The 24,161-nt window shown below is 40.9% G+C and carries 21 protein-coding genes; 8 read left to right on the plus strand and 13 right to left on the minus strand.

The window, feature by feature from the left end; translation table 11 throughout:
- Positions 1 to 179 precede the first annotated feature (179 nt).
- From ACJJVX_RS16735 to cydC, 5 genes are read left to right on the plus strand one after another with little or no spacing between them, the layout of a single operon-like run.
- Positions 180 to 1,778 carry a cytochrome ubiquinol oxidase subunit I gene (locus ACJJVX_RS16735; protein WP_054205992.1) on the plus strand — a complete coding sequence of 533 codons (1,599 nt, stop codon included), beginning with the start codon at positions 180 to 182 and terminating at the stop codon, positions 1,776 to 1,778.
- Complete coding sequence (gene cydB, locus ACJJVX_RS16740) at positions 1,778 to 2,917, plus strand: cytochrome d ubiquinol oxidase subunit II (protein ID WP_054205993.1); 1,140 nt, start codon at positions 1,778 to 1,780, stop codon at positions 2,915 to 2,917. Before ACJJVX_RS16735 ends, cydB begins: the two co-directional genes overlap by 1 nt.
- Before the next feature lie 13 nt (positions 2,918 to 2,930).
- Entirely contained in the window at positions 2,931 to 3,083 is a 153-nt protein-coding gene (gene cydX / locus ACJJVX_RS16745) for a cytochrome bd-I oxidase subunit CydX (RefSeq protein WP_054205994.1), read from the plus strand.
- Positions 3,073 to 4,857 carry a thiol reductant ABC exporter subunit CydD gene (cydD, locus tag ACJJVX_RS16750; protein WP_405632512.1) on the plus strand — a complete coding sequence of 595 codons (1,785 nt, stop codon included), beginning with the start codon at positions 3,073 to 3,075 and terminating at the stop codon, positions 4,855 to 4,857. Before cydX ends, cydD begins: the two co-directional genes overlap by 11 nt.
- Positions 4,850 to 6,583 carry a thiol reductant ABC exporter subunit CydC gene (gene cydC / locus ACJJVX_RS16755; protein ID WP_405632514.1) on the plus strand — a complete coding sequence of 578 codons (1,734 nt, stop codon included), beginning with the start codon at positions 4,850 to 4,852 and terminating at the stop codon, positions 6,581 to 6,583. Before cydD ends, cydC begins: the two co-directional genes overlap by 8 nt.
- Positions 6,584 to 6,684: 101 nt before the next feature.
- Here the strand turns inward: cydC and lpxA are convergent, their stop codons facing one another.
- From lpxA to rpsB, 13 genes are all read right to left on the minus strand, one after another.
- Positions 6,685 to 7,455 (minus strand): acyl-ACP--UDP-N-acetylglucosamine O-acyltransferase, encoded by a 771-nt coding sequence (gene lpxA, locus ACJJVX_RS16760; RefSeq protein WP_054205997.1) that lies wholly within the window; start codon positions 7,453 to 7,455, stop codon positions 6,685 to 6,687.
- A gap of 2 nt (positions 7,456 to 7,457) precedes the next feature.
- Positions 7,458 to 7,910, minus strand: a complete 453-nt coding sequence (gene fabZ, locus ACJJVX_RS16765; RefSeq protein ID WP_054205998.1) for a 3-hydroxyacyl-ACP dehydratase FabZ — start codon at positions 7,908 to 7,910, stop codon at positions 7,458 to 7,460.
- A gap of 10 nt (positions 7,911 to 7,920) precedes the next feature.
- The gene (lpxD, locus tag ACJJVX_RS16770) at positions 7,921 to 8,961 is read right to left on the minus strand and encodes a UDP-3-O-(3-hydroxymyristoyl)glucosamine N-acyltransferase (RefSeq protein WP_405632518.1); all 1,041 of its coding nucleotides are present in this window, start codon (positions 8,959 to 8,961) and stop codon (positions 7,921 to 7,923) included.
- A gap of 9 nt (positions 8,962 to 8,970) precedes the next feature.
- Entirely contained in the window at positions 8,971 to 9,489 is a 519-nt protein-coding gene (locus tag ACJJVX_RS16775; protein WP_054206000.1) for an OmpH family outer membrane protein, read from the minus strand.
- A gap of 11 nt (positions 9,490 to 9,500) precedes the next feature.
- Positions 9,501 to 11,972 carry an outer membrane protein assembly factor BamA gene (bamA, locus tag ACJJVX_RS16780; RefSeq protein ID WP_405632521.1) on the minus strand — a complete coding sequence of 824 codons (2,472 nt, stop codon included), beginning with the start codon at positions 11,970 to 11,972 and terminating at the stop codon, positions 9,501 to 9,503.
- A 104-nt stretch (positions 11,973 to 12,076) separates the two neighbouring features.
- A complete protein-coding gene (rseP, locus tag ACJJVX_RS16785; protein WP_054206001.1) occupies positions 12,077 to 13,429 on the minus strand; it encodes a sigma E protease regulator RseP in 1,353 nt (450 codons plus the stop codon).
- Position 13,430: 1 nt separating this feature from the next.
- Positions 13,431 to 14,636, minus strand: coding sequence for a 1-deoxy-D-xylulose-5-phosphate reductoisomerase (gene ispC / locus ACJJVX_RS16790; RefSeq protein WP_405632523.1), 1,206 nt, complete (start codon positions 14,634 to 14,636; stop codon positions 13,431 to 13,433).
- A complete protein-coding gene (locus ACJJVX_RS16795) occupies positions 14,633 to 15,499 on the minus strand; it encodes a phosphatidate cytidylyltransferase (RefSeq protein ID WP_054206003.1) in 867 nt (288 codons plus the stop codon). The genes ispC and ACJJVX_RS16795 overlap by 4 nt, the downstream gene beginning before the upstream one ends.
- Positions 15,500 to 15,515: 16 nt before the next feature.
- Entirely contained in the window at positions 15,516 to 16,295 is a 780-nt protein-coding gene (locus tag ACJJVX_RS16800; protein ID WP_054206004.1) for an isoprenyl transferase, read from the minus strand.
- Positions 16,296 to 16,376: 81 nt separating this feature from the next.
- A complete protein-coding gene (gene frr / locus ACJJVX_RS16805; RefSeq protein WP_211842138.1) occupies positions 16,377 to 16,898 on the minus strand; it encodes a ribosome recycling factor in 522 nt (173 codons plus the stop codon).
- A gap of 50 nt (positions 16,899 to 16,948) precedes the next feature.
- Positions 16,949 to 17,698, minus strand: coding sequence for a UMP kinase (gene pyrH / locus ACJJVX_RS16810; protein WP_016707641.1), 750 nt, complete (start codon positions 17,696 to 17,698; stop codon positions 16,949 to 16,951).
- A 156-nt stretch (positions 17,699 to 17,854) separates the two neighbouring features.
- Entirely contained in the window at positions 17,855 to 18,706 is an 852-nt protein-coding gene (gene tsf / locus ACJJVX_RS16815) for a translation elongation factor Ts (RefSeq protein WP_054206006.1), read from the minus strand.
- 103 nt (positions 18,707 to 18,809) lie between these two features.
- Positions 18,810 to 19,538, minus strand: coding sequence for a 30S ribosomal protein S2 (rpsB, locus tag ACJJVX_RS16820; RefSeq protein WP_054206007.1), 729 nt, complete (start codon positions 19,536 to 19,538; stop codon positions 18,810 to 18,812).
- A 273-nt stretch (positions 19,539 to 19,811) separates the two neighbouring features.
- Between rpsB and map the strand changes: the two genes are divergently transcribed.
- From map to dapD, 3 genes are all read left to right on the plus strand, one after another.
- Positions 19,812 to 20,597, plus strand: coding sequence for a type I methionyl aminopeptidase (gene map, locus ACJJVX_RS16825; RefSeq protein WP_054206008.1), 786 nt, complete (start codon positions 19,812 to 19,814; stop codon positions 20,595 to 20,597).
- A 70-nt stretch (positions 20,598 to 20,667) separates the two neighbouring features.
- Positions 20,668 to 23,283 carry a [protein-PII] uridylyltransferase gene (gene glnD, locus ACJJVX_RS16830; RefSeq protein WP_054206009.1) on the plus strand — a complete coding sequence of 872 codons (2,616 nt, stop codon included), beginning with the start codon at positions 20,668 to 20,670 and terminating at the stop codon, positions 23,281 to 23,283.
- Between the two features lie 9 nt (positions 23,284 to 23,292).
- On the plus strand, positions 23,293 to 24,120 hold the full coding sequence (gene dapD / locus ACJJVX_RS16835; protein WP_054206010.1) for a 2,3,4,5-tetrahydropyridine-2,6-dicarboxylate N-succinyltransferase: 828 nt from the start codon (positions 23,293 to 23,295) through the stop codon (positions 24,118 to 24,120).
- The last annotated feature ends 41 nt before the right edge of the window (positions 24,121 to 24,161 follow it).

Consider the following 24,161-nt stretch of genomic DNA (forward strand, 5'->3'; position numbering starts at 1 on the left):
TTCATAATTCTAATGTAGCATTTATTATATATATTATGTTTTTCTAATATATATTGACAATATTTCATCAAAAGTAAATAATGCACAAAGTTTCAGTAATTACTGAAACTTTGCGCGTTAAATGTTTGCTACTTTAATCTGTTGTGTGATTCGTCATCACATACTAGGAGCTATAAAAAATGATAGATGAAACCTTTGTGGATCTATCGCGATTACAGTTTGCTGTCACCGCCCTATTTCACTTTTTATTTGTACCACTGACCCTAGGTATGACTTGGATTTTGGTGATCATGGAATCGGTCTACGTTATGACTGGTCGTGAGATATACCGAGATATGACCAAGTTTTGGGGAAAATTATTTGGTATCAACTTCGCTATTGGTGTGGCTACAGGCCTGACCATGGAGTTTGAATTTGGTACTAACTGGTCTTATTACTCTCATTATGTGGGCGATGTGTTTGGCGCTCCCCTTGCTATTGAAGGCTTAATGGCATTCTTTTTAGAGTCTACCTTTGTGGGTATGTTCTTTTTAGGGTGGGAACGACTAACCAAACGCCAACACTTAGCCGTTACTTTTCTAATGGCCTTTGGTACTAGCATGTCTGCATTATGGATTTTGATTGCTAACGCGTGGATGCAAAATCCTGTTGGCGCTGAATTTAACTACCAAACAATGCGTATGGAAATGACCAGTTTTGCCGAGCTGGTATTTAATCCTGTTGCGCAGGTTAAATTTATTCATACCGTCTCTGCCGGTTATGTAGCCGCATCGATGTTCGTACTGGGGATCAGCAGTTGGTACATTCTAAAAGGCCGCGATTTAGCCTTTGCTAAACGATCTTTCTCTGTTGCCAGTGGCTTTGGTTTAGCGTCAATACTGTGTGTTATTTTGCTAGGTGATGAATCAGGGTATGAAGTGGGTGAAGTACAAAAAGTAAAACTCGCCACCATTGAAGCTGAATGGCATACCGAAGAAGCACCTGCTGCATTTACGTTAGTCGGCATACCTGACTCACAGAAGCAAGTTACCTACGGCGCAGTTAAGATCCCTTACGCTTTAGGCTTAATTGCTACTCGTTCTATTGATGAGCAAGTTACAGGTATTAATGATTTAGAAAAACAGCATGAAGTGCGAATTCGTAACGGTATGATTGCTTACCAATACCTAGAAAAACTAAGAAATGGTCAGGACACACCCGAAAACATAGCAAAATTTGATACCTTAAAAGACGATTTAGGCTATGGCTTATTACTAAAACGTTACACCCCAAATGTGGTGGATGCGACTGAGGAGCAAATTCAAAAAGCAGTAAAAGACTCATTTCCCAAAGTGGGCCCGATGTTTTGGTCATTTAGGATTATGGTTGGCTGCGGCATGATCATGCTTATCGTGTTTATATTAGCCTTTTACTACAATGCACAGCGTGTAATTGAGCAAAAACGCTGGCTGTTATGGGCTGCCGTATGGAGTATTCCTCTACCATGGATTGCTATTGAATTTGGCTGGATTGTTGCAGAATATGGCCGCCAACCTTGGGCTATATCAGAAATATTGCCGACTTTTTTAGCTACCTCGTCACTGACTGTGAATGATATTTTAATAAGTTTAACTGGGTTTATCTTGTTCTATATTGGCTTAGCTATTGTAGAGGGCTGGTTATTGCTCCGATTTATTAAAATTGGTCCAAGCTCATTACACACAGGTAAATATCATTTTGAACACCAAAATGACAACTCGCATAATGAACAATTAAGTGATGACCGAGGAGCAAACTGATGATTTTTGATTATGAAACATTAAAGCTATTGTGGTGGGTGATCATCGGTGTGTTATTTATCGGCTTTGCAATCACTGACGGCATGGACATGGGCGTAGCGATATTATTACGCCTTGTTGGTAAAACAGATTCTGAACGCCGCGTTGTAATTAATACTGTAGGCCCGCATTGGGATGGCAATCAAGTGTGGTTTATTACTGCTGGTGGCGCTTTATTTGCAGCATGGCCGATGGTGTATGCAGCTGCGTTTTCAGGCTTTTATTTCGCTATGATGCTCGTGTTATTCGCCTTGTTTTTTAGGCCGCTTGGTTTTGATTATCGTTCTAAGATTGATTCTAAGCGCTGGCGTAACAATTGGGATTGGGCATTATTTGGTGGCAGTGTGATCCCCGCATTGGTGTTTGGTGTGGCATTTGGTAACTTATTCTTAGGTGTGCCTTTTAATTTAGATGAGTATTTAAGAGCGAGCTATCAAGGTTCATTTTTTGCCCTACTCAACCCATTTGCATTATTAACAGGTTTGATAAGTGTCATTATGCTGATCGCACATGCTGGCATGTGGCTGCAACTTAGAACCGATAGCCATGTTGCTCGAAGATCAGCGCAGTATGGCCGCTACGCATTATTAGTTTTTATTGTGCTATTTGCTATAGCTGGGTTTTGGGTTGCTAATATTGATGGCTACCAAATTGTGTCGATGCCTGACAAACAAAGTTTTGCTAACCCTCTTGGTAAAGTAGTGACAACCTCAGCTGGCGCATGGCTGAATAACTATACGTTAATGCCATGGACCGTTATTTTTCCTACTTTAGCGTTTGTTATGGCTGCGCTTGCATGGGTGCTATCAAAAGTGAATAAATCAGGCCTTGCTTTAATATGCACAAGCTTGATGTTAATTGGCGTAATAATGACCGCAGGTATTTCACTGTTTCCATTTGTGATGCCATCGAGTAATAACATGAACATTAGCCTCACATTATGGGATGCAGTATCAAGTCATATGACGCTAAATGTCATGTTTATTGCGGTTGTTATTTTTGTACCACTTATTTTAACTTACACAACATGGTGTTATGTGAAAATGTGGCGCAAGGTAACCGTTGAAGAAATTGAAAATAACAGCCATGGCAGCTACTAAGGAGACATAAACTATGTGGTATTTTGCTTGGATACTCGGTGTGCTTTTAGCCTGTACGCTAGGAGTTATCAACGTTATGTGGTACGAATTTCAACAAAATAAAGACAGTATTGCTGACGACGAAAAAGATCTTCACGATAGGCTTAATCGCCAAAATGACGACTAACCCCCGACCAGATCGCGCGCAGCAAACTACCCTGCGCGCGTTCTTAAAAATACACTCCAACCACGCTGGTAGTCTGCTAAAACTGAGTATTGCGTTAGGTACTTTAAATGCAATACTCATGATTGCTAGTGCTTATTTGGTAGCACGTTCAATTCATCTAGTAATGTTTGAACATGCTGATTTAGCAACAGTTACTCCTTTACTTTGGCCATTATCTATATTGATTTTAGGGCGCGGCCTATTACTGAGTTTATCTGAACGTATTAGCGCGCAAGCGGCACTAAAAATTAAAACTGCGATGCGCCACACTTTACTTGAAAAACTGACACACCTTGGCCCAAGTTATATTGAACAACAAGGCCATGGTGCAACTTTAAATACCTTGCATAATGGTGTTGAAGCACTGCACGACTATTATGCTAATTACTTACCCAGTGTGGCGTATAGCGCACTTATCCCTTTAGCGATTCTGATGGTGATTTTTCCTACTGACTGGAAAGCGGGATTGATTTTTTTATTTACAGCGCCTTTAATTCCTTTATTTATGATTTTAGTTGGTCACAAAGCCGAACGGCTAAACCAGCAACGCTGGCAACAATTAGCAGTGTTAGGTAATTACTTTTTTGACCGTTTACAAGGACTCACTCAACTTAAATTGTTTAACGCCACAGCACGTGAGTTAAAACAAATTGCCAAAATTTCAGATGATTTTCGCCATGCCACTTTAAGCGTATTAAAAATAGCATTTTTATCCTCTTTTGCATTAGAGTTTTTTGCAACTCTTAGCGTCGCATTAGTCGCCGTAATAATCGGTTTTCGGTTATTTTTTGGTACCTTAGATTTCTCGACCGGCTTTGTAGTGTTATTACTCGCACCAGAGTTTTATTTACCGCTGCGTCAACTTGGTAGTCATTATCATGCACGATTAGAAGGCATAAGTGCTGCTGCTGATATGCTCAAGATATTAAATGAACCATTACCAGATGAGAGCCTTATAAGCACAAAAACAAGTATTCAAAGTAGATTAGACGTGCCGAGAATAAAGCAGCTCAGTATTGGTAATTTAAGTTTTCACTATCCAAATAGTAATGAAGGCGTTAGCAATATAAACCTGACATTTTCAAGCTCTGGTATGTATGCCATTGTTGGCCAAAGTGGCGCGGGAAAAAGTACCCTACTTGACTGTCTATTGGGCTTTCATCCACAAGTGATAAACTCCATCGCGGTCAATCAACGCTCATTATCAGTCTCGCAAATTAAACAGTGGCAACAACATATTGCTTGGATCCCACAGCAACCCACCTTGCTATTTAATAGCATAAAAGCCAATTTACTATTAGCAAAACCAGATGCCAGTATGCAAGAACTCGAAAATGCTGCAGCGCAAGCGGGTGCGCTTGAGTTTATTCTTGCTTTACCTCAAGGTTTTGACACCCCTATTGGCGAGCAAGGCGAAGGACTTTCCGGCGGACAAAAACAGCGCATCGCGTTAGCACGGGCTTTTTTAAAAGAAGCTCCCATTTTAGTTCTTGATGAGCCAACCGCTCACCTTGATAGTCAAACCGAGCAACTTGTCCAAACAGCTATTAATGATTATGCAAAAAAGCATTTAGTTATAGTGATCGCCCATCGCTTAAATACCATTGAACACGCTAAGCAAGTTATTGTAATGAAAGACGGTGCTGTTATTGAGCTGGGTAACTTTAACACCCTCATAGCTGCTAAAGGCGCGCTATTTGATTTAGTGCATGCAAGGAGTCAACAGCATGACTAACTTTTTACGCTTATTAAAGCTGTGCAAGCCACACCTTGGGGCAATGTTACTAGGGGCATTTTTAGCTACATTAACGGTACTTGCAAATGTAGGCTTGTTGGCTGTTTCTGGCTGGTTTTTAGCCGCAATGGCTGCTGCAGGTCTAGCTAATACACAAATGAACTACTTTACGCCCGCTGGCGTCATACGCTTTTTAGCAATAGTGAGAACAGCGTCTCGTTATGGTGAACGTCTAGTCACTCACAACGCCACATTTTTACTGTTAAGTGAAATTCGCGTCAGTGTTTTTAATACGCTAAGCCAATTGAGTAATGTTGATTTGGCCATGAGCCGCAGTGCCGATCTATTCAATCGTATGCAAAATGATGTTGAAGCCCTCGATAAATTCTACTTAAATGTATTATTACCCATGATTGTTGCGATAATAAGTGTGCCAATTGTGATTGCGATTATGGCTGCATACAACGCTGATGTGGCACTGCTGTGCTTTATTGCGCTGTTATTCGTGGGTGTTGCCCTACCTTTAATACTGAGCAGGCAACTACAGAACACTGCAGACCTCGAAACGCAGTACTCTGCCACTTTACGCGCTGAATTATCTGATACCCTAAATGGCTTGAGAGAGCTGGCTATTTATCAAGCTACCGAGCAACAAGTTAAACAATGCCGTGATGCCAGCGAACATTATAATCAGCAGCTGTTTGTACGCCATAGTGCACAGGCACGTAGTAATGGCTTATCACTGCTGGTAGTACAACTAAGTATGTTAGGTGCCATTATAGTTATCACCCCATTGGTTTATAACGGTACAATGGCTAATGTTGAATTGGCCATGCTCAGTTTATTCTTACTTGCCAGTTTTGAAACGGTACTCACGCTACCCAATGCATTTATCCAACTACCGGTCGCATTAAGCGCTGCAAACCGTATTTTCGATTTAGAAGACAAACTCCGCCCTGTCGCTAAAAATGCTCACGAGTCAGTGCCTGTACAGCCTTTAGGACTTGAATTTAAAGACGTTAGCTACTGTTATCTCAGCGATACTTTTGCGCTTAACAACTTAAGCTTTGTAATTGAGCCACTACAAAAAGTAGCCATTGTGGGCCAAAGTGGCAGTGGAAAAAGTACCCTGGTTAATTTACTCAGTGGCTTATGGCCACAGCAAAGCGGTGAAATAAACTTAACATTTGCACACAAAACGATGCCAATTAATATGACCAGCCAACAAAACCGCTGCGAACTTATAAGTATCGTCGCACAACAACATCATATTTTTGATGGCACAATTGCGGAAAACTTACGCTACGCAGCACCTGCGGCGACGAAAGAGCAAATGATCAACGCTTGCCAACAAGTGCAATTAGCAGACTGGCTCTGTGAGTTAAAGTTAGGGTTAAATACTCGCTTAGGCACAGGTGGTAGAAGTTTATCTCGCGGGCAATCTCGACGTTTAGCTTTGGCACAAGCATTACTGCGCGCACCGGCTATTTTAATCCTTGATGAACCTACAGAAGGTCTAGACAATCAATCTAAGCATCACGTGATGGATGCAATATTGACCAGCATGCAGCAATGTACCGTGCTGAGTATTACTCACGATCCTGCTTTGCTATCCAATATGGATCAGGTAATTTGGTTAGAGCAAGGCTGTGTAAAAGCGATTGCAACTCATCAGCAACTATTAATAGCGCAACCAGAGTACGTAAACTTGATCACACGGTTTTAATCATTTTCACTAATTGAAACAGCTTGAACTCAAGGTAAGTTAATACGAAAAAGCCACCGACTATTACTCATAATCGGTGGCTTTTTTTATAAAGCGAACTATTAACGAACAATACCACGCTCTGAATTTTTAACAAAATCAACCATCAACTGTACTGCAGGGTACTTAGCAGCGTCATCTGCAAGTGCAACAAGCGCTTCATCAACACCTAAACTCTTACGATACAGTGTTTTATAGGCACGGCGCGTTGCCATTACTTCATCACTTTCAAAGCCACGGCGTTTCATACCTTCGGTATTAATCGCTACAGGGCCTGCAGGGGTGCCAATCGTTGTTACAAACGGTGGAACATCTTTATTTACACCTGAATACATGCCAACAAACGCATGTGCACCTACTTTACAAAACTGATGAATACCTGAATTGCCTGCTAAGATAACCCAATCACCAATGTGTACATGCCCTGCAACCGATGCATTATTAGCAAAAATAACGTTGTCGCCAATTACTGCATCATGGGCAACATGAGTGTAAGCCATAAATAAGTTATTGCTACCAATCTTAGTCACGCCTTGATCTTGAATCGTACCGCGGTGAATAGTGGCACATTCACGAATAATGTTGTTATCACCAATAATTAGCGTGGTTGGCTCATTATTATATTTTTTGTCTTGGCAGGCTTCACCTACTGACGCAAACTGAAATATATGATTGCCAGAACCTATTGTTGATGGCCCTTTGACCACAACGTGAGATTCAATAATACAATCATCACCAATAACCACATTGTCACCAATGTAGCTATATGGACCAACCGATACATTATTACCTAGCTTTGCACCTGATTCGATTATCGCTGTAGGATGGATCACAATTAAAGCTCTCTTCTCGCACACATGATTTCGGCAGCACAAACAACTTTGCCATCAACTTTAGCTTCTGCTGCAAACTTCCATATATTGCGGCGCTCTTTTAAAAACTGTACATGCAAATGCATAGTATCACCAGGTACCACAGGCTGCTTAAAACGTGCGTTATCAACGGCTGCAAACAAATACAGTTCATTCTCACTGCGGTTTTCAACAGTTTTGAAACCTAATAAACCCGTTGCCTGTGCCATAGCTTCTAAAATAAGCACACCAGGAAAAATTGGCTGATTAGGAAAGTGGCCTGTAAAAATAGGTTCATTAAATGTTACATTCTTAATTGCATGTAATGATTCACCTGGCGTGTAATCAAGTACACGGTCAACCAGTAACATTGGGTAACGGTGTGGTAGTAAGCTTAAAATTTCTTGTATATCAAGGCTATTTAATTCGTTTGCCAAAATAGCATCCTTATTCATTATCAAGGTTTAATGACTTAGTCAGAGTCTCTAGCGCTTTTAGGCGATCTTTCATCTCTGGCAAATTACGCAAATGGGCAATATTGCGACGCCACTCTTTATTTGAAGAGTGTGGGAGCCCTGATGAATAAACACCGGCTTCCTTAATCGCTTTTGTCACCATACTCATGCCCGTTAGTATAACACCATCACATATTTCTATGTGACCATTTATACCAACAAGTCCAGCAATCTGACAATTCCTACCTATGGTTGTGCTACCTGCAATTACCGTACAGCCTGCGATAGCAGTACCAGAACCAATCTCAACATTATGGGCAATATGAACTTGGTTATCGATAATTACATTGCTGTGAATAATCGTGTCGTCAATTGCACCACGGTCAATAGTTGCACCTGCCCCAATTTCAACTTTATCGCCAATGATCACTGAGCCTAATTGTGGAATTTTAATCCACTGGCCTTTATCATTTGCGTAACCAAACCCGTCGCTGCCGATAATAGCGTTAGCTTGAATTAAACAATCACACCCAATTTCAACACTGTGATACACACTAACATTAGACCAAAGCTTAGTATTATCACCAATGCTAGCATTTTGACCAACAAAGCAATTTGCACCAATTTGTGTGTTTTCACCAATTGTAGCGCCCGCTTCAATAACTGCATTAGCTGCAATAGAGGCCGTCTTAGCAATACAAGCTTCAGGGTGAACAACAGCACTTACGTGGATACCTTTAGCAGCAGATGCCGGTGTGGTGTCCATTATTTGTGCTAATTGTGCATAACTATTATAAGGGTTAGCTGCAATCAACTTGTTACCCGAATAATACTGTGCGTCTGCGGCAGATAAAATTACAGCACTGGCGTTTGTATTATCAAGTTGTGGGCGATATTTCTTATTCGCTAAAAATGCAATATGCCCAGAGCGGGCATTTGCAAGTGTAGCAATTTTTGATATTTCTAAGGCGCCATCACCATGAAGCTCAGCGCCTAGAAGTTCCGCTATCTGCGAAAGCGTATAATTTTGCATATATTCGTTCTATTGCTTACTTACTTTATCAACAACTTTGCTTGATAAGTCAGATACTTTTTTAGGGTTAAAGTAAATTGTAGTATCTTTTACTTTAACTTCATCAAAATTACCATCTTTAGCAACGTCTTCAATTGCTTTTATGATCAGTGCTTGTACTTTAGCTAGCTCTTGATTTTGACGAGTTTTAATTTCTTGCTCTAAAGGACGACCCTTTTCAGCAAGTGTTTTTTGCATACCTTCAACTTTTGTACGCAGCGCATCTTTTTGAGCTTGGCTCATTGTTGTGCTTTCACGTTTAAATTTTTCAGCTTCAAAACGAATGTCACCTTGAAGCTTTTCAAGCTCTTGGCGGCGCTCAGCAAACTCTGTTTGCAATGCTAATTCAACAGATGCCATTTGTGGGATTTGTTTGTAGATTTCTTGCATGTCTACAATACCGACTTTATGTGCAAAAGCACTCGCAGATGTACCCATCATAAGTGTTGCTAAAATGGCAATCGCCGATGATTTAATTGATTTTTTCACAAAAAACTCCTTTAGAAAGTATTACTAATATTAAAGCTGATAGTCTTCGTATCGTCATTTTCTTCTTGTTGCAATGGATACGCAAAACTAATCAACATTGGACCCATTGGAGAGATCCATTGTAATGATAAACCCGTTGAGACTCTAAAACGCATCGGATCTGAATAATCGTCAAGTAATGCACGATCGTTATCACTTAAGCTTTGATAGCGCTCTACGTTAAACTCAGTATCCCACACGTTTGCTGCATCAACAAAAAAGCTGGTACGCACAGAACTGGTATTATCTTCATCTAAAAACGGTGTAGGAACGATTAATTCCATACCTGCAACCGCTTTTGCATTACCACCAATGCGCCCAGCAGGAATTAACTGATCAAAGACTGGATCACCGCCAATAACACCGTTGATCTTTCCGTCTTTTTCTGGAGTACCACCTACATTTGAAGAGTTACGTGAAATAGCATTCGGCAAAATAGTGTTACGATCAAAACCACGCAGTTCCATTTCAGTTATCCGAAAATACTCTTGAAATGGGAGGGTTTGATCATATCCATTTGTATTACCATAACCATTACCGTACCCCAATGCTGCACGCGTTGAAAATACCCAACGATGATCATCACTAATTGGCCAGTAAAAACGCGAGTCATAATTTAACTTAAAGTAAGTCAAATCTGAATTTGGCGTAGTACCAGTTAAGTTTAACGTTTGACGAGAACCTGCTGTTGGGAATAAACCTCGGTTTACAGTAACACGTGACCAACCAACGCTTAGTTCATATTTAGTAAAGTTATAACCTGCATCTGGATGAGCAGGATCTAAAAATGTCTCACGTAATACACGTGTTTGTTCGTAAACAGCGATATCAGATAGTTCTTCTTCAATCCAACGTGCCCCAAAATTAATACGGTTCACTGCATCGATTGGGAAGCCTATGTTAGTGCCTATACCATAGCTTTTTGATTTATAATCAATAAGGCTAAATTTACTGGCATCGTAATTACTGTAAAAAATACTGCTACCTTGTGATACACCATCCGGCGTAAAGTAAGGGTCAGTGTAAGATAAACTAACACGCTCTGAACCACGTGAAGTATTGATATTCAGACCAATCTGATTACCAGTACCCAAAAAGTTAGATTCAGTTACACCAATGTTAAACTGTAAACCTAGGTACGAACCATAAGCAAGGCCTGCGTTAAAGCTACCAGCTGACTGTTCTTTAACTGTAAAATCTACATCAACCTGATCATCAACGCCTGGTACAGGTATAACGTTAAAATCCACTTTTTCCATATATGGTAAGCGTTGGATTTGTAATTTTGAACGTTCAAGATTTTGATTTGATAACCATGCACCTTCAAGCTGTGTCATTTCACGGCGCAGTACTTCATCTGCCGTATTTTGGTTGCCACCAACAATAATACGACGAACATAGACACGTTGCCCAGGTTTAACTGATAGCGTTAACTGTACTTCTTTGGTTTCATCATCAATCTCAGGGATTGTACGCACTTCAGCGTTTGCATAACCAAAACGCGCTAAATAGCTTTTAATAAACTCTTCTGATGAAGTAACCACTGAACCGTTATAAAGTTCACCAGCACGCAGCGGTATCACACTTTTAATTAATTCTTCGCGACCGAGTAAATCACCAATAAAGTCAAAGCCTTTAACTTTGTATTTAACACCTTCATTGATGTTCGCTGTTACATACACAGATTCACGTTCTGGGCTCACTGATACTTGAGTTGAATCAATATTAAAGCGTAAGTAACCACGATCTAAATAAAAACTACGAATTTTCTCAAGGTCACCTTCAATGGTTTGTTTCTGATAGCGATCGCTACCCATAAACTGCCACCAAGATAAATCTTGTTGTGATTCTGCAAGCGCTAACAGCTCTTCATCTGAATATAATTCGTTACCAACTAAGTTGATTTGACGAATAGATGCTGCATCACCTTCATCAAATTCAAGTTTTAACTTAACGCGGTTACGCGGTAATTTAGTGATGCTAACATCGATTTTTGCATTGTATTTACCAATACTATGAAAAAACTCAATTAAGCCTTTTTCAATGTTATCAATCACGGTTTTATCAAGCGGCTCGCCTTGGCGAATATCTTGTTGATCAAGTGACTGCGTTAGCTGCTCATCTTTAATGTCTTTGTTACCATCAAATTCGATAAAACTAATCGTCGGGCGCTCAGTTACTTTAAAAATAACGTTGTTACCATCGCGTAATGCTTTGATATTGTCAAAGTGACCTGAGCTGTACAGTGACTTAATTGTTTTTGAAATTGTATATTCATCAACATCGTCACCCACATTTATTGGGATGTGTGTGAGCGCAGCACCTAGTGCAACTCGCTGTAAGCCTTCAACTTTTAAATCTTCAACAATAAAGGAGGTTTGGCCTAGGGCTGCAAAGCTGGCGCCTAATAAACTTGTTACTGCCAAATGTTTTTTTATAGCCATTTTATTATCTTTATCCTTTACAACTGTATTACCGCTCAACACCATAAAATTATAATTTAGCAGTGTCTTACAATCGTGTTTTTAATTCGAGACTGTCGGGATTGTTATAATCGCGATACATCATTGAACAAAGCGAAACATGTTAGAAAAATGAGTAGCAGAGCTCCCACTTTAAAACCAAACTCTTGTGTCTTTTCAGAGACCGGCTTTTTACGAAAAAGTTCAATTATGTAATACATTAAGTGACCGCCATCAAGCACTGGCAAGGGTAATAAGTTAAATACACCCAAGTTCACACTGATCAAAGCCAAAAAGCCTAAAAAGGCGACTAAGCCATAGCTTACGCTAGTTCCTGCCCCAACGGCAATGCCTACTGGACCACTTAAATTCTTTACTGACACTTGGCCTGTAATTAAATTACCGATCATATCGAAACTTAAGGCAATCAAGCGCCATGTTTCATTTACGCCACGCACAATACTATCGAGTGGGCCATAATGTCTAGTTTCAATATAACCATCGGGCCATTTTTCAACAACCGGTGCAACACCTAAAAACCCTTGAAGCTGCCCTTCGTTGCCAGCACGCCCTTTAGGAGTCACTGTTAGCAACTCCATACTATCTTGTCTTTTTACACTAAATTGTAATGATTTGTTAGCGGATTGCTCAATAACATTAACTAATTGCTGCCAACTGCTTATTGTTTCACCATTTACTGCGAAGATTGTATCTCCAACTTGTAATTTAGCCTCAGCCGCAGCTGAGTTTACGGTAATTGCTGCGATAGTTAATGTCGCTTGTGGACGAAAAGGCACAATGCCTAAAGATGCTAAAGGCGGTACATCTTGTTGATCTAGTTTCCAGCCATCAATATTTATGGTTTTAATTTGTTCTTGGTATTGCTCATTACGCACAGTAACAGCGACGCTTTTATTACCAAGGTTTGCCATTAATGCAAATGTAGCATCTTGCCATGTACCTATATCTTCATCGCCAATTTTGAGTATATGTTGATTGGGCAATATACCGGCTTGTTCAGCGCGACTCCCCTCATTGATAGTGCCAACAACTGGCTTAACTGATTGCACACCAATCATATACATTGCAGCTAGTGCAAAAATAGCAAAAATGAAATTTGCCATAGGTCCTGCAGCTACAATCGCAATACGCGCTTGCACTGACTTGGCATTAAACGACAAATGACGTTGTTCTGACGGCACATCATCGACACGCTCATCGAGCATCTTTACATAACCGCCAAGTGGAATAGCAGCTATTACATATTCTGTATCGAGCTTATCGCGCCATGTTAACAATGGCTTACCAAAACCAATTGAAAAACGCAGAACTTTAACGCCTGCTTTGCGAGCTACCCAAAAATGCCCATATTCATGCACTGTAACTAAAATACCCAGCGCTAAAATAAAAGACCCTAAATTCCACAGAAAATCGAACATATTAGCGTACTACCTTTGCAATGAGTTGCGTCGCTTGAAGTCGAGCTAAACGGTCACATTCAAGAATTTCATCCAATGTATGCACGTTTACATCAACCGTTGCTTCTAATGTTTGTGCATTAATACGGTAAATATCCGTAAAGCCAATCATCCCTTGCAAAAATGCATTAACGGCAACTTCATTGGCTGCATTAACCGTAGTGGTTGCCCCCTGCCCTGTATTACAAGCGGCAATTGCTAACTGTAAATTTGGGTAACGAGTAAAATCAGGTTTAGTGAAAGTAAAATCGGCGAGTTGTGAAAAATCAAGTGGCGTAACCCCCGCATCAATGCGCTGCGGGTATGCTAAAGCATGCGCAATGGGTGTGCGCATATCGGGATTACCCATTTGTGCTAGTACTGAGCCATCTTGATACTGCACCATTGAATGAATAATACTTTGCGGATGAATAACCACTTCAATATCTGTTGCCTGGCAGTTGAATAGCCATTTAGCCTCAATAAACTCTAAGCCTTTATTCATCATCGTAGCCGAATCGACTGAAATCTTTTGCCCCATTGACCAATTAGGGTGAGTAACGGCCTCTTGCACCGTGACAGTATTTAAAGTGTCAATATCACGAGTTAAAAAAGGTCCGCCAGAGCCTGTCAGTAAGATTTTACTAACACCATGCTCATGCAATTGTGCGTTTGTTTTTGAACCTTGCAGAGCACTTGGCAGGCATTGGAATATTGCATTATGCTCACTATCAATTGGCAACAATGTGGCTTTATGTTGTTTTACTTTATCGATAAACAACTGGCCTGACATCACTAAGGACTCTTTATTTGCCAATAAAACCTTTTTACCCGCTTCAACCGCGCTGAGTGTAGGAATGAGCCCCGCGGCACCAACTATCGCCGACATAACAGCATCAACATCTGGGTGTGCAGCAAGCTCACTCATTGCAGCAATACCGCTGAGCACAATCGTTTTAGATTCTGAACCAGATAAGCACTGAATTAACTGCTGCGCAGCATGCTCATCCGCCATAACAGCAAAGCGAGGGCGATGAGCGACGCATAGCTGCGCCATTTTTTTTGCATTTTTACCTGCCGTAAGTGCAAATACGCAAAACTGCTCTTGATTTCGAGCGACAACATCTAAGGTACTTAAACCGATTGACCCCGTCGCACCAAGAATCACTAGTTGCTGTTTACAACTCATAGACTAAGCGTCCACGCATAGCATAAAACGAAAATAGGCGCTGCAGCGGTTAAGCTATCAAGGCGATCTAGAATACCGCCATGCCCAGGTAAACATGATCCACTGTCTTTGAGACCAGCCTCACGTTTAAACATACTTTCGAGTAAGTCACCTATCGCTGAAAATAATGCGATAAATACAGTCATAACAGCGTAAATTGGCCAAACTGACATATCAACATTGGTAAAATGACAAAAAGCCAAAACAAATATTACCGCAGCGACTACACCCCCAGCTAAACCTTCAATCGTTTTGTTGGGGCTCACTTTTGGCATTAACTTATGTTTACCAAAGTTTTTGCCCGTAAAGTACGCACCAATGTCTGCGCTCCATACGATACCTAATACCACTAAAATAAGCATAGAACCAAAGTGCGTTGACTCACCATAATTTGCGCTTCGTAATGTATTCAACGCAAGCCACAATGGCACTAACGTCAAAATACCTGCAATGGCACGCATTACTATGCCTTCATTCCATGCTTTTGCCATGGCTGGGTAACGCCACACTAAGTAGGTAGCCACAATCCACCAAGAAAATGACAGAGTAAATATATAATTTGCATCCCCCACTAATTGGCCGTCAAACCACAAGCTCTCAATTGGCCAATGCCAGTTAAGCAGTACCAGTAGCAGCGCAATAAATACGACAAATGAAAAACGCTTTAATTTGTCACATAGGCCCATAAATGCAGACCATTCCCACGCACTTAATAAAACTATCGCGCCAGCAATATAACTAAATAATGTAAGTGGTGTATAAAAAACCAAAAGTAATGCTAAAGGGGCTAGCACTAAAGAGGTTAAAATTCGTTGTTTTAGCAAAGTATTACCCTTTTAATTAGGTTTCGGCGAGTAATTGTTTTATTTGTTCGCCAGTACAACCAAATCGTCGCTCTCTGGCAACGTAACAAGCGATCGCATCAGCAAAAGCAGCTTCATTAAAGTCAGGCCAAAGCGTATCGGTAAAATAAAGTTCGGCATAAGCAACTTGCCATAATAAAAAGTTACTAATGCGTAAGTCCCCCCCCGTGCGGATCAACAAGTCAGGTTCAACCTGATCCTGCATACTCATCTGCGAGGCTAAGTGCTCTTCTGTAATATCATTGGGATCTAACTCTCCAGCAGCGACTTGTTTCCCAAGCTGCTTAGCCGCATTAGCTATATCCCATCGTCCGCCATAATTTGCTGCAATATTAAGTTGCAGCCCTGTATTATCCACGGTCAATTGATGTGCTGCATCGACTTTTTTTCGCAACGTATCTGAAAACCGAGATAAGTCACCAATAATAGTTAATTTAACATTATTTTTATGAAGTTTTTTAACTTCCTTGCTCAGTACAAATAAAAACAATTCCATTAAGGTACTAACTTCATCATCAGGGCGTCGCCAATTTTCACTACTAAAAGCGAATAAAGTCAACGATTGTACACCTAACTTAGCGCAAAATTGCACCGACTGACGAACTGCATCAACGCCTTTCTTATGACCGTACACACGAGGCTTATTCTTCGCCTGTGCCCAACGACCATTTCCATCCATGATTATAGCGACATGCTTGGGTAAACATTGCTGGGAAATTTTATCAGCGTTAAGAACCATAAATATCGAGTATTCCATAAAAAAACGCCGCCTAGTATACCCTAGACGGCGTCCCAAAACTAATAAATTTCATAACCCAAATTCAGGTTATTTAACTGCTTAGATTTCCATCAATTCAGTTTCTTTTGCTGCTAACAGTGTATCCATTTCTTTGATAAATTTGTCAGTAAGCTTTTGAATTGCATCATCAGATTGGCGTGCTTCATCTTCAGAAATATCTTTATCTTTCAATAAGCTTTTAACATCACCATTTGCATCACGACGAATATTACGAACAGCAACACGACCGCCTTCAACTTCACCACGAACGATCTTGATTAAGTCTTTACGACGTTCTTCTGTTAGTGGAGGAAGTGGAACACGAATAACCGTACCTGCTGACATTGGATTTAAACCCAAGTCAGATGCCATAATTGCTTTTTCTACTGCTTGTGCAAGTGATTTATCAAACACACTGATCGCCAGTGTTCGGGCATCTTCAATCGACACATTAGCAACTTGATTTAACGGCGTTGGTGCACCGTAATATGACACCATAATGCCATCTAAAAGTGCCGGATGAGCACGGCCAGTACGAATTTTAGATAGTTGACTGCCAAGTGCCGTTACACTTTTCTGCATACGTTCTGCAGCATCTTTTTGAATATCGTTAATCACGGTTCAATCCTAATCTAGTTAATAACTTCATCTGAGGCTTGTGAAGAGATAAGTGTGCCTTCTTCTTCGCCCATAATAACGCGCTTTAATGCGCCTGACTTATTCATATTAAATACGCTCAATGGCATATTGTGATCTCGCGCAAGTGTAAATGCCGCAAGATCCATTACTTTTAATTCTTTTTCAATAATTTCATTGTAGCTTAAGTGACGATAAAGTGTCGCTTCCGGATTTTTAACAGGATCATCACTGTAAACACCGTCTACTTTCGTCGCTTTAATAACGGTATCTGCTTCAATTTCGATACCACGTAAACACGCTGCGGAATCAGTTGTGAAGAAAGGATTACCTGTACCCGCTGCAAAAATAACAACGCGACCTGTTTTTAATAAGCTAATTGCTTCAGCCCAGTTGTATGCATCACACACGCCGTTAAGTGGGATAGCTGACATTAAACGACAGTTAACAAATGCACGATGCAACGCATCTCTCATTGCAAGGCCATTCATTACAGTCGCGAGCATTCCCATATGATCGCCTACAACGCGATTCATACCTGCTTCAGCTAACGAACCACCGCGTAAGAAGTTACCGCCACCGATAACTAAACCCACTTCTACGTCGAGTTCTACAAGCTCTTTAATTTCTTGCGCCATACGGTCGAGTACTTTTGGGTCGATGCCGAAGCCTTCGTCTCCCATCAGTGCTTCACCACTTAATTTGAGAAGAACGCGTCTAAAAATAGGTTTACGATTGATAGTCATAGTATTTGGGCCAACTTTTAAAAAAAGGATAAAAAATAACCGCGCTTATGATAAACATAAAGAGCGCGGTTATTTTAAAGAATTTCTAGCCGTGACGCAAAAGCAAATAGCATATTAATTGCATATAATTACTTCATTCATCACAGATAGTTAATCTTACTGACCTTTAGCTGCAGCAATTTGCGCAGCTACTTCAGCAGCAAAATCTTCTTCTTTCTTCTCAATACCTTCACCAACTTCTACACGTACGAAGCTAGTAACTGTTGCGTTTTTCTCTTTAAGAATATCACCAACAGATTTTTTAGGTTCCATGATGAAAGCTTGACCAGTAAGAGAAACCTCACCAGTGAACTTCTTCATGCGACCAACAACCATCTTCTCAGCGATTTCAGCAGGCTTGCCTTCATTCATCGCGATTTCGATTTGTACTTGCTTTTCTTTTTCAACAACGTCAGCTGGTACGTCAGAAGGCGATAAGTATTCTGGACGTGAAGCAGCAACGTGCATTGCAACGTGCTTAAGTGTTTCTTCATCAGCAACACCCGCAACAACAACACCAATACGGTCACCATGGCGGTACTCAACTAGGTTTTCACCTGTGATGTACTGTAGGCGACGTACGTTGATGTTTTCGCCAATTTTAGTAACTAGCTCAACACGGTCTTCTTCAAACTTAGCTTGTAAGTCTTCGATAGACATTGTGTCAGCAATTGCAGCGTCAGCAACTTTATTAGCAAATGCTAAAAAGCTTACATCTTTTGCAACGAAGTCTGTTTGACAGTTAACTTCTACTAGTACAGCAACACCGGCATTTTGCTTGATGATGATAGTACCTTCAGCAGCAATGTTACCTGCTTTTTTAGCAGCTTTAGCAGCGCCACTTTTACGCATGTTTTCAATCGCTAACTCGATGTCACCATCAGTCTCAGTCAACGCTTTTTTACAATCCATCATGCCAGCGCCTGTACGCTCGCGTAATTCTTTAACTAGGGCAGTAGTTACAGCCATTAGTAAATCCTCAAATCTGAAATCTGGTTAGATAAGCGGGTTCCCGCTCTACAAGAATAGCAAGTCTTCACCTAAAATTAGATGAAGACTTGATGACAGCTAATTACTCAGCTTCTACGAAGTCGTCTTTCTCAGCTTGAGCAACGATATTGCTCTCACGACCTTCAGTGATAGCTGCTGCAACTGCACCAGTGTAAAGGTTGATTGCACGGATCGCATCATCGTTACCAGGTACGATGAAATCAACACCGTCTGGGTTAGAGTTAGTATCAACGATCGCAACAACTGGAATACCTAGGTTGTTAGCTTCACGGATAGCGATATGCTCATGGTCAGCATCGATAACGAAAAGTGCGTCTGGAAGACCACCCATGTTCTTGATACCACCAAGGCTCTTCTCAAGCTTGTCCATTTCGCGGTTAAGCATTAACGTTTCTTTCTTAGTTAATTTCTCGAAAGTACCGTCTTGGCTTTGGATTTCAAGGTCTTTAAGACGCTTGATTGATTGACGAACTGTTTTCCAGTTAGTCAACATACCACCTAACCAACGGTGATTTACGTAATACTGGTCACTTGCGATAGCGGCTTCTTTAACCGACTCGCTTGCTGCGCGCTTAGTACCAACGAAAAGAACTTTACCTTTGTTTGACGCAGCACCAGTTAAAAACTTAAGTGCGTTGTTGAACATTGGAACTGTTTGCTCAAGGTTGATGATATGAACACGGTTACGTGCGCCGAAGATGAAAGGCTTCATCTTAGGATTCCAGTAACGTGCTTGGTGACCGAAGTGAACACCAGCTTGAAGCATATCGCGCATTGAAACGTTTGCCATTTTGTATTTCCTCTGTTTAGTTTAGGGTTAGGCCTCCACATATCCCATAGCACCAACACCGCAGTTAAATGAAACTGAAATGCACCCAAGTGTATGTGACGATACGTGTGTGTGTTAAAATAAAATTGTGTTTGCCTTAAAATACAAAAAATCATTTAAGAATTTATTTGTAAAAAGACGGCGCGCTTTATACCATATTAAAAACAAATACTCAACGTCGCGTGCAAAATTTGTGCGACAATAAATGTGTTAAAACTCGACAATGGAGCCTCCATGAGTGCTGTGATAAAGACCCCTGAAGAAATAGAGAAAATGCGTGTAGCCGGGCGCTTAGCGGCAGAAGTTCTAGAAATGATAGAGCCGCATGTAGTCCCTGGTGTGACCACTGATGAATTAAATACAATTTGTCATAATTATATTGTCGATGTGCAAAAAGCCATTCCGGCTCCATTAAATTATCATGGCTTCCCTAAATCAATTTGCACCTCAGTAAACCATGTAATTTGTCATGGTATTCCTAACGACAAAGCATTAAAAGATGGCGACAGTGTCAATATTGACATCACTGTCATCAAAGATGGTTACCATGGCGACACGTCTAAAATGTTTCATGTTGGTACACCTGATATTCAAGGCAAACGCCTTGCTGAGATAACTCAACAAAGCTTATACCTTGCTATTAAAATGGTAAAACCAGGTGTACGTTTAGGTGATATTGGCGAAGCGATTCAAAAATACGCTGAAAGCCATAAATATTCAATCGTGCGCGAATATTGCGGCCATGGCATTGGTGCTGAGTTTCACGAAGAGCCACAAATTATGCACTATGGTCGTGCTGGCACTGGTGAAGCCCTAAAAGCGGGTATGTGTTTAACAATTGAGCCAATGGTTAACGCTGGTAAACGCCAATGTAAACTGCTTAAAGATGAATGGACGGTTGTTACTAAAGACCGTAGTTTATCTGCGCAGTGGGAACATACATTGTTAGTTACTGAAAATGGTGTTGAAATTTTAACGCTTAGATCAGATGATACTATCGATAGAATCATTGAGCATTAATACCAATTTGGTATAAATACTAATTCGCCCAATTAATTGGACGAATTAGTATTCTAAGGAGCCAGCCCACGTGGCATTACCTAATAAAGTTAAAAAGCTACTCAGCGATGCTGAGTTGCTCACCGATTACAAAGACTGCTCTAATTATTTTTATAAATGGTTACAAAACGAGTTTTCAAAACAACCAGTCGGTAATTTAATTAATGCCCGGGCTGAGTTTATCGATCGGTTACTAATAAAGCTTTTTCATGTTTATGATTTAGCCCATGAGCCAGATTTAGCCCTGATTGCCGTTGGTGGGTATGGCCGAGGTGAATTACACCCCTATTCTGATATCGACTTTTTATTACTTGTTACACAGCAACCTAGTGAAGCAATTTGTGAAAAAATTGGTCAGTTTGTCACTATGCTGTGGGACCTTAATTTAGAAATTGGCCACAGTGTACGTACCATAGAACAAGCTATTGAACAAAAACGTGAAGATGTTACGTTTGCCACAAGCTTGCTTGAAAGCCGGCTATTGTTTGGCAATCATATAGAGTATGAAAAACTTAAAAATCATATCCTCGACACCCCTGTTTGGCACTCTGATGAATTCTTTTTGGCTAAAGTACAAGAACAACAACTACGCCATAAAAAATGCCATGGCACAGCGTATAACCTAGAGCCAAACATTAAAGAAAACCCCGGTGGTTTACGTGATTTACAAACTATCATTTGGGTTGCAAAAAAGCACTTTAGGGCTGAAACCTTACAAGAGCTTATTAGTCACGGTTACCTGACTCACGAAGAATACCAAGAGCTACTTGAGTGCTTAGAAAACTTATGGAATATTCGTTTTGCACTACATTTAGCTGCAGGGCGATCAGAAAACCGCTTGTTATTTGACCACCAACCACTGGCTGCTGATTTACTCGGTTTTGGTAGTGATGGCAAAGCGTCTGTTGAGCGAATGATGAAGCGCTTATTTAGAATAATGAGCCGTGTTCGTGAGTTAAATCAAATGCTATTGTCGTACTTTGAGCAAAGCATTTTACCGGAATCAAGCGAGCAACCGGTTATTGAACTTGACCGCAACTTTGAGCGCATTGGTCATCAAATAAGAGTTAAAAACCCATCAGTATTTTTTCGCCGCGATCAGCTCTTCGTCTTATTTGAGCATATTGCCGATAACCCAACAATGACGCACATTTACCCAAGTACCATAAGAACAATTCGCCAAGTGCGTCGTCGTCTATTAGGTGACTTACAAGATTACGCGGCCTGTAGAGAAGCCTTTCTGCGCCTTGTTAAACATCCCAATGGCATGGGTCGTGCATTTACGTTAATGCACAAACATGGCATGTTAGCGGCTTATCTCCCGCAGTGGCGTAACATATTTGGACAAATGCAGTTTGATTTATTCCACGCTTATACCGTAGACGAACACACGCATAAACTTATCAATAATATTTATCAGTATTTTGATAAATCAAGTGCCAACAAATTTCCAATTTGTTGTGAAATTGTCACACGTATGGATAAACCCGAGCTGTTATATCTCGCAGGGATTTTTCATGACATTGCCAAAGGTCGCGGTGGCGATCATTCTGAACTTGGCGCTGTTGATGCCATTGCTTTTGCTAAGTTGCATAACTTCACAAACTCAGATGGTAAGTTAATTGCGTGGCTGGTAAGTAACCACTTACTTATGTCAGTTACTGCGCAACGTAAAGATATAAATGATCCTGATGTGATAAAAGAATTTGCCACACGGATAAAAAACGAACGTCAACTTGATTACCTTTATTGCCTAACCGTGGCTGATATTCGCGCGACCAATGACAACTTATGGAATGACTGGAAAAATACGCTACTACGTGAGCTTTACTTACACACGCAACGCGCATTGCGATTAGGGCTTGAAAACCCAATGGATCAGCGCGACCAAATTCGCGATAAAAAGCATCAAGCAAAACAACGCCTACTTAATCATGGCTTTGGCGAAGAACAAATAGATTTAATTTGGGCCCGCTTTAAAGCAAACTACTTTACCGCATTCAGTGAGCAACAAATCTCATGGCACAGTGAGCATTTGTTAAAAGCCGATTTAAGCCAACCCAGTGTTGTGGTATCAAATGAAGCCATGCATGGTGGCACACAAGTATTTGTTTACAGCCCCTACTCGGGTGGTTTATTTGCCCGTTTAGTGAGTGTGATTGGCTCAAAAAAGGCACAGATCCAACATGCACAAGTACTTACCACACGCGATGGTTATGTCTTGTTTAGCTTTGTAGTACTTGAAGTAAGCGGTGAGCCCATTGCCAGCGGCCGTGCGCAATCAATTAAACGCGGTCTAGATTTGGCACTTGCCGATCCAAGAAAGAAAATTCGTTTTAAAAAGAATCGCTCGCAACGCTTTAAAGATTTTAATATTAAACCAAAGATAATTTTGCGTCCTCATCCGCGTAAAGATCGCAGTTTAATTGAAATTCAAGCCGTAGATATACCTGGTTTATTGACCAAAATTGCTGAAGTATTTCAAGCACATTTATTACACATACACGCCGCACGGATCACCACTGTGGGTGAGCGTGCAGAAGATTTCTTCGTAGTATCAAACAACGAATACCAAGCCCTTACGGACGAAGAACAAGCAAAAATTCATCAAGCATTGCGTAAAAAACTCAACGCAGAAACAGAATAAGAGGACCTTATGTCAGATTTAAAAACCATGATTGAAAACGCCTGGGATAACCGCGATAACATCAGCCCAAGCACAGTATCAAATGAAGTTAAACAAGCCATTATTGATGCACTCGAGCTGCTTGATAGCGGCGCTGCACGCGTTGCTGAAAAAATCAGTGGTGAGTGGGTTGTCCACCAATGGTTGAAAAAAGCCGTGTTACTGTCGTTCCGTATTCGCGATAACCAACCAATGCATGACGGCGTAAACCAGTTTTACGACAAAGTACCGCTTAAATTTAGTGACTACACGCCAGAGCAGTTTCAACAAGGTGGCATGCGCGTAGTACCAAATGCAGTCGCGCGTAAAGGTAGTTTTGTAGGTAAAAATGTAGTGCTTATGCCATCATATGTAAATATTGGCGCATACGTTGATGACGGCACCATGGTTGATACATGGGCCACTGTTGGCTCGTGTGCACAAATTGGTAAGAACGTACACTTATCTGGTGGTGTGGGTATAGGCGGCGTTTTAGAGCCGTTACAAGCTAACCCTACCATCATTGAAGACAACTGCTTTATTGGTGCACGTTCTGAAATCGTAGAAGGCGTTGTTGTTGAAGAAGGCGCTGTTATCTCAATGGGCGTTTACATCAGCCAAAGCACGCGTATTTACGACCGCGAAACCGGCGAAATCCACTACGGCCGCGTGCCAGCAGGTGCCGTAGTTGTGCCAGGTGCATTACCATCAAAAGATGGTAGTCACAGCTTGTACGCTGCAATCATCGTGAAAAAAGTAGATCAACAAACCCGTGAAAAAGTAGGTATCAACGCCCTGCTTCGTTCGATAGACGAATAAATCATAGCTGTAAGCTTTCAGCCGTCAGCGATCAGCTGATT

Source organism: Pseudoalteromonas sp. Ld20, assembly GCF_045064175.1.
Classification (GTDB): domain Bacteria; phylum Pseudomonadota; class Gammaproteobacteria; order Enterobacterales; family Alteromonadaceae; genus Pseudoalteromonas; species Pseudoalteromonas neustonica.

Coding starts and splice junctions, on each gene's coding strand:
- lpxD (WP_405632518.1), bottom strand. CDS start 8,961: ATGCAAAATTATACGCTTTCGCAGATAGCGGAACTTCTAGGCGCTGAG.
- dapD (WP_054206010.1), top strand. CDS start 23,293: ATGTCAGATTTAAAAACCATGATTGAAAACGCCTGGGATAACCGCGAT.
- cydX (WP_054205994.1), top strand. CDS start 2,931: ATGTGGTATTTTGCTTGGATACTCGGTGTGCTTTTAGCCTGTACGCTA.
- ispC (WP_405632523.1), bottom strand. CDS start 14,636: ATGAGTTGTAAACAGCAACTAGTGATTCTTGGTGCGACGGGGTCAATC.
- rpsB (WP_054206007.1), bottom strand. CDS start 19,538: ATGGCAAACGTTTCAATGCGCGATATGCTTCAAGCTGGTGTTCACTTC.
- tsf (WP_054206006.1), bottom strand. CDS start 18,706: ATGGCTGTAACTACTGCCCTAGTTAAAGAATTACGCGAGCGTACAGGC.
- ACJJVX_RS16735 (WP_054205992.1), top strand. CDS start 180: ATGATAGATGAAACCTTTGTGGATCTATCGCGATTACAGTTTGCTGTC.
- rseP (WP_054206001.1), bottom strand. CDS start 13,429: ATGTTCGATTTTCTGTGGAATTTAGGGTCTTTTATTTTAGCGCTGGGT.
- ACJJVX_RS16800 (WP_054206004.1), bottom strand. CDS start 16,295: ATGGAATACTCGATATTTATGGTTCTTAACGCTGATAAAATTTCCCAG.
- frr (WP_211842138.1), bottom strand. CDS start 16,898: ATGCAGAAAAGTGTAACGGCACTTGGCAGTCAACTATCTAAAATTCGT.
- bamA (WP_405632521.1), bottom strand. CDS start 11,972: ATGGCTATAAAAAAACATTTGGCAGTAACAAGTTTATTAGGCGCCAGC.
- pyrH (WP_016707641.1), bottom strand. CDS start 17,698: ATGACTATCAATCGTAAACCTATTTTTAGACGCGTTCTTCTCAAATTA.
- cydB (WP_054205993.1), top strand. CDS start 1,778: ATGATTTTTGATTATGAAACATTAAAGCTATTGTGGTGGGTGATCATC.
- map (WP_054206008.1), top strand. CDS start 19,812: ATGAGTGCTGTGATAAAGACCCCTGAAGAAATAGAGAAAATGCGTGTA.
- cydC (WP_405632514.1), top strand. CDS start 4,850: ATGACTAACTTTTTACGCTTATTAAAGCTGTGCAAGCCACACCTTGGG.
- cydD (WP_405632512.1), top strand. CDS start 3,073: ATGACGACTAACCCCCGACCAGATCGCGCGCAGCAAACTACCCTGCGC.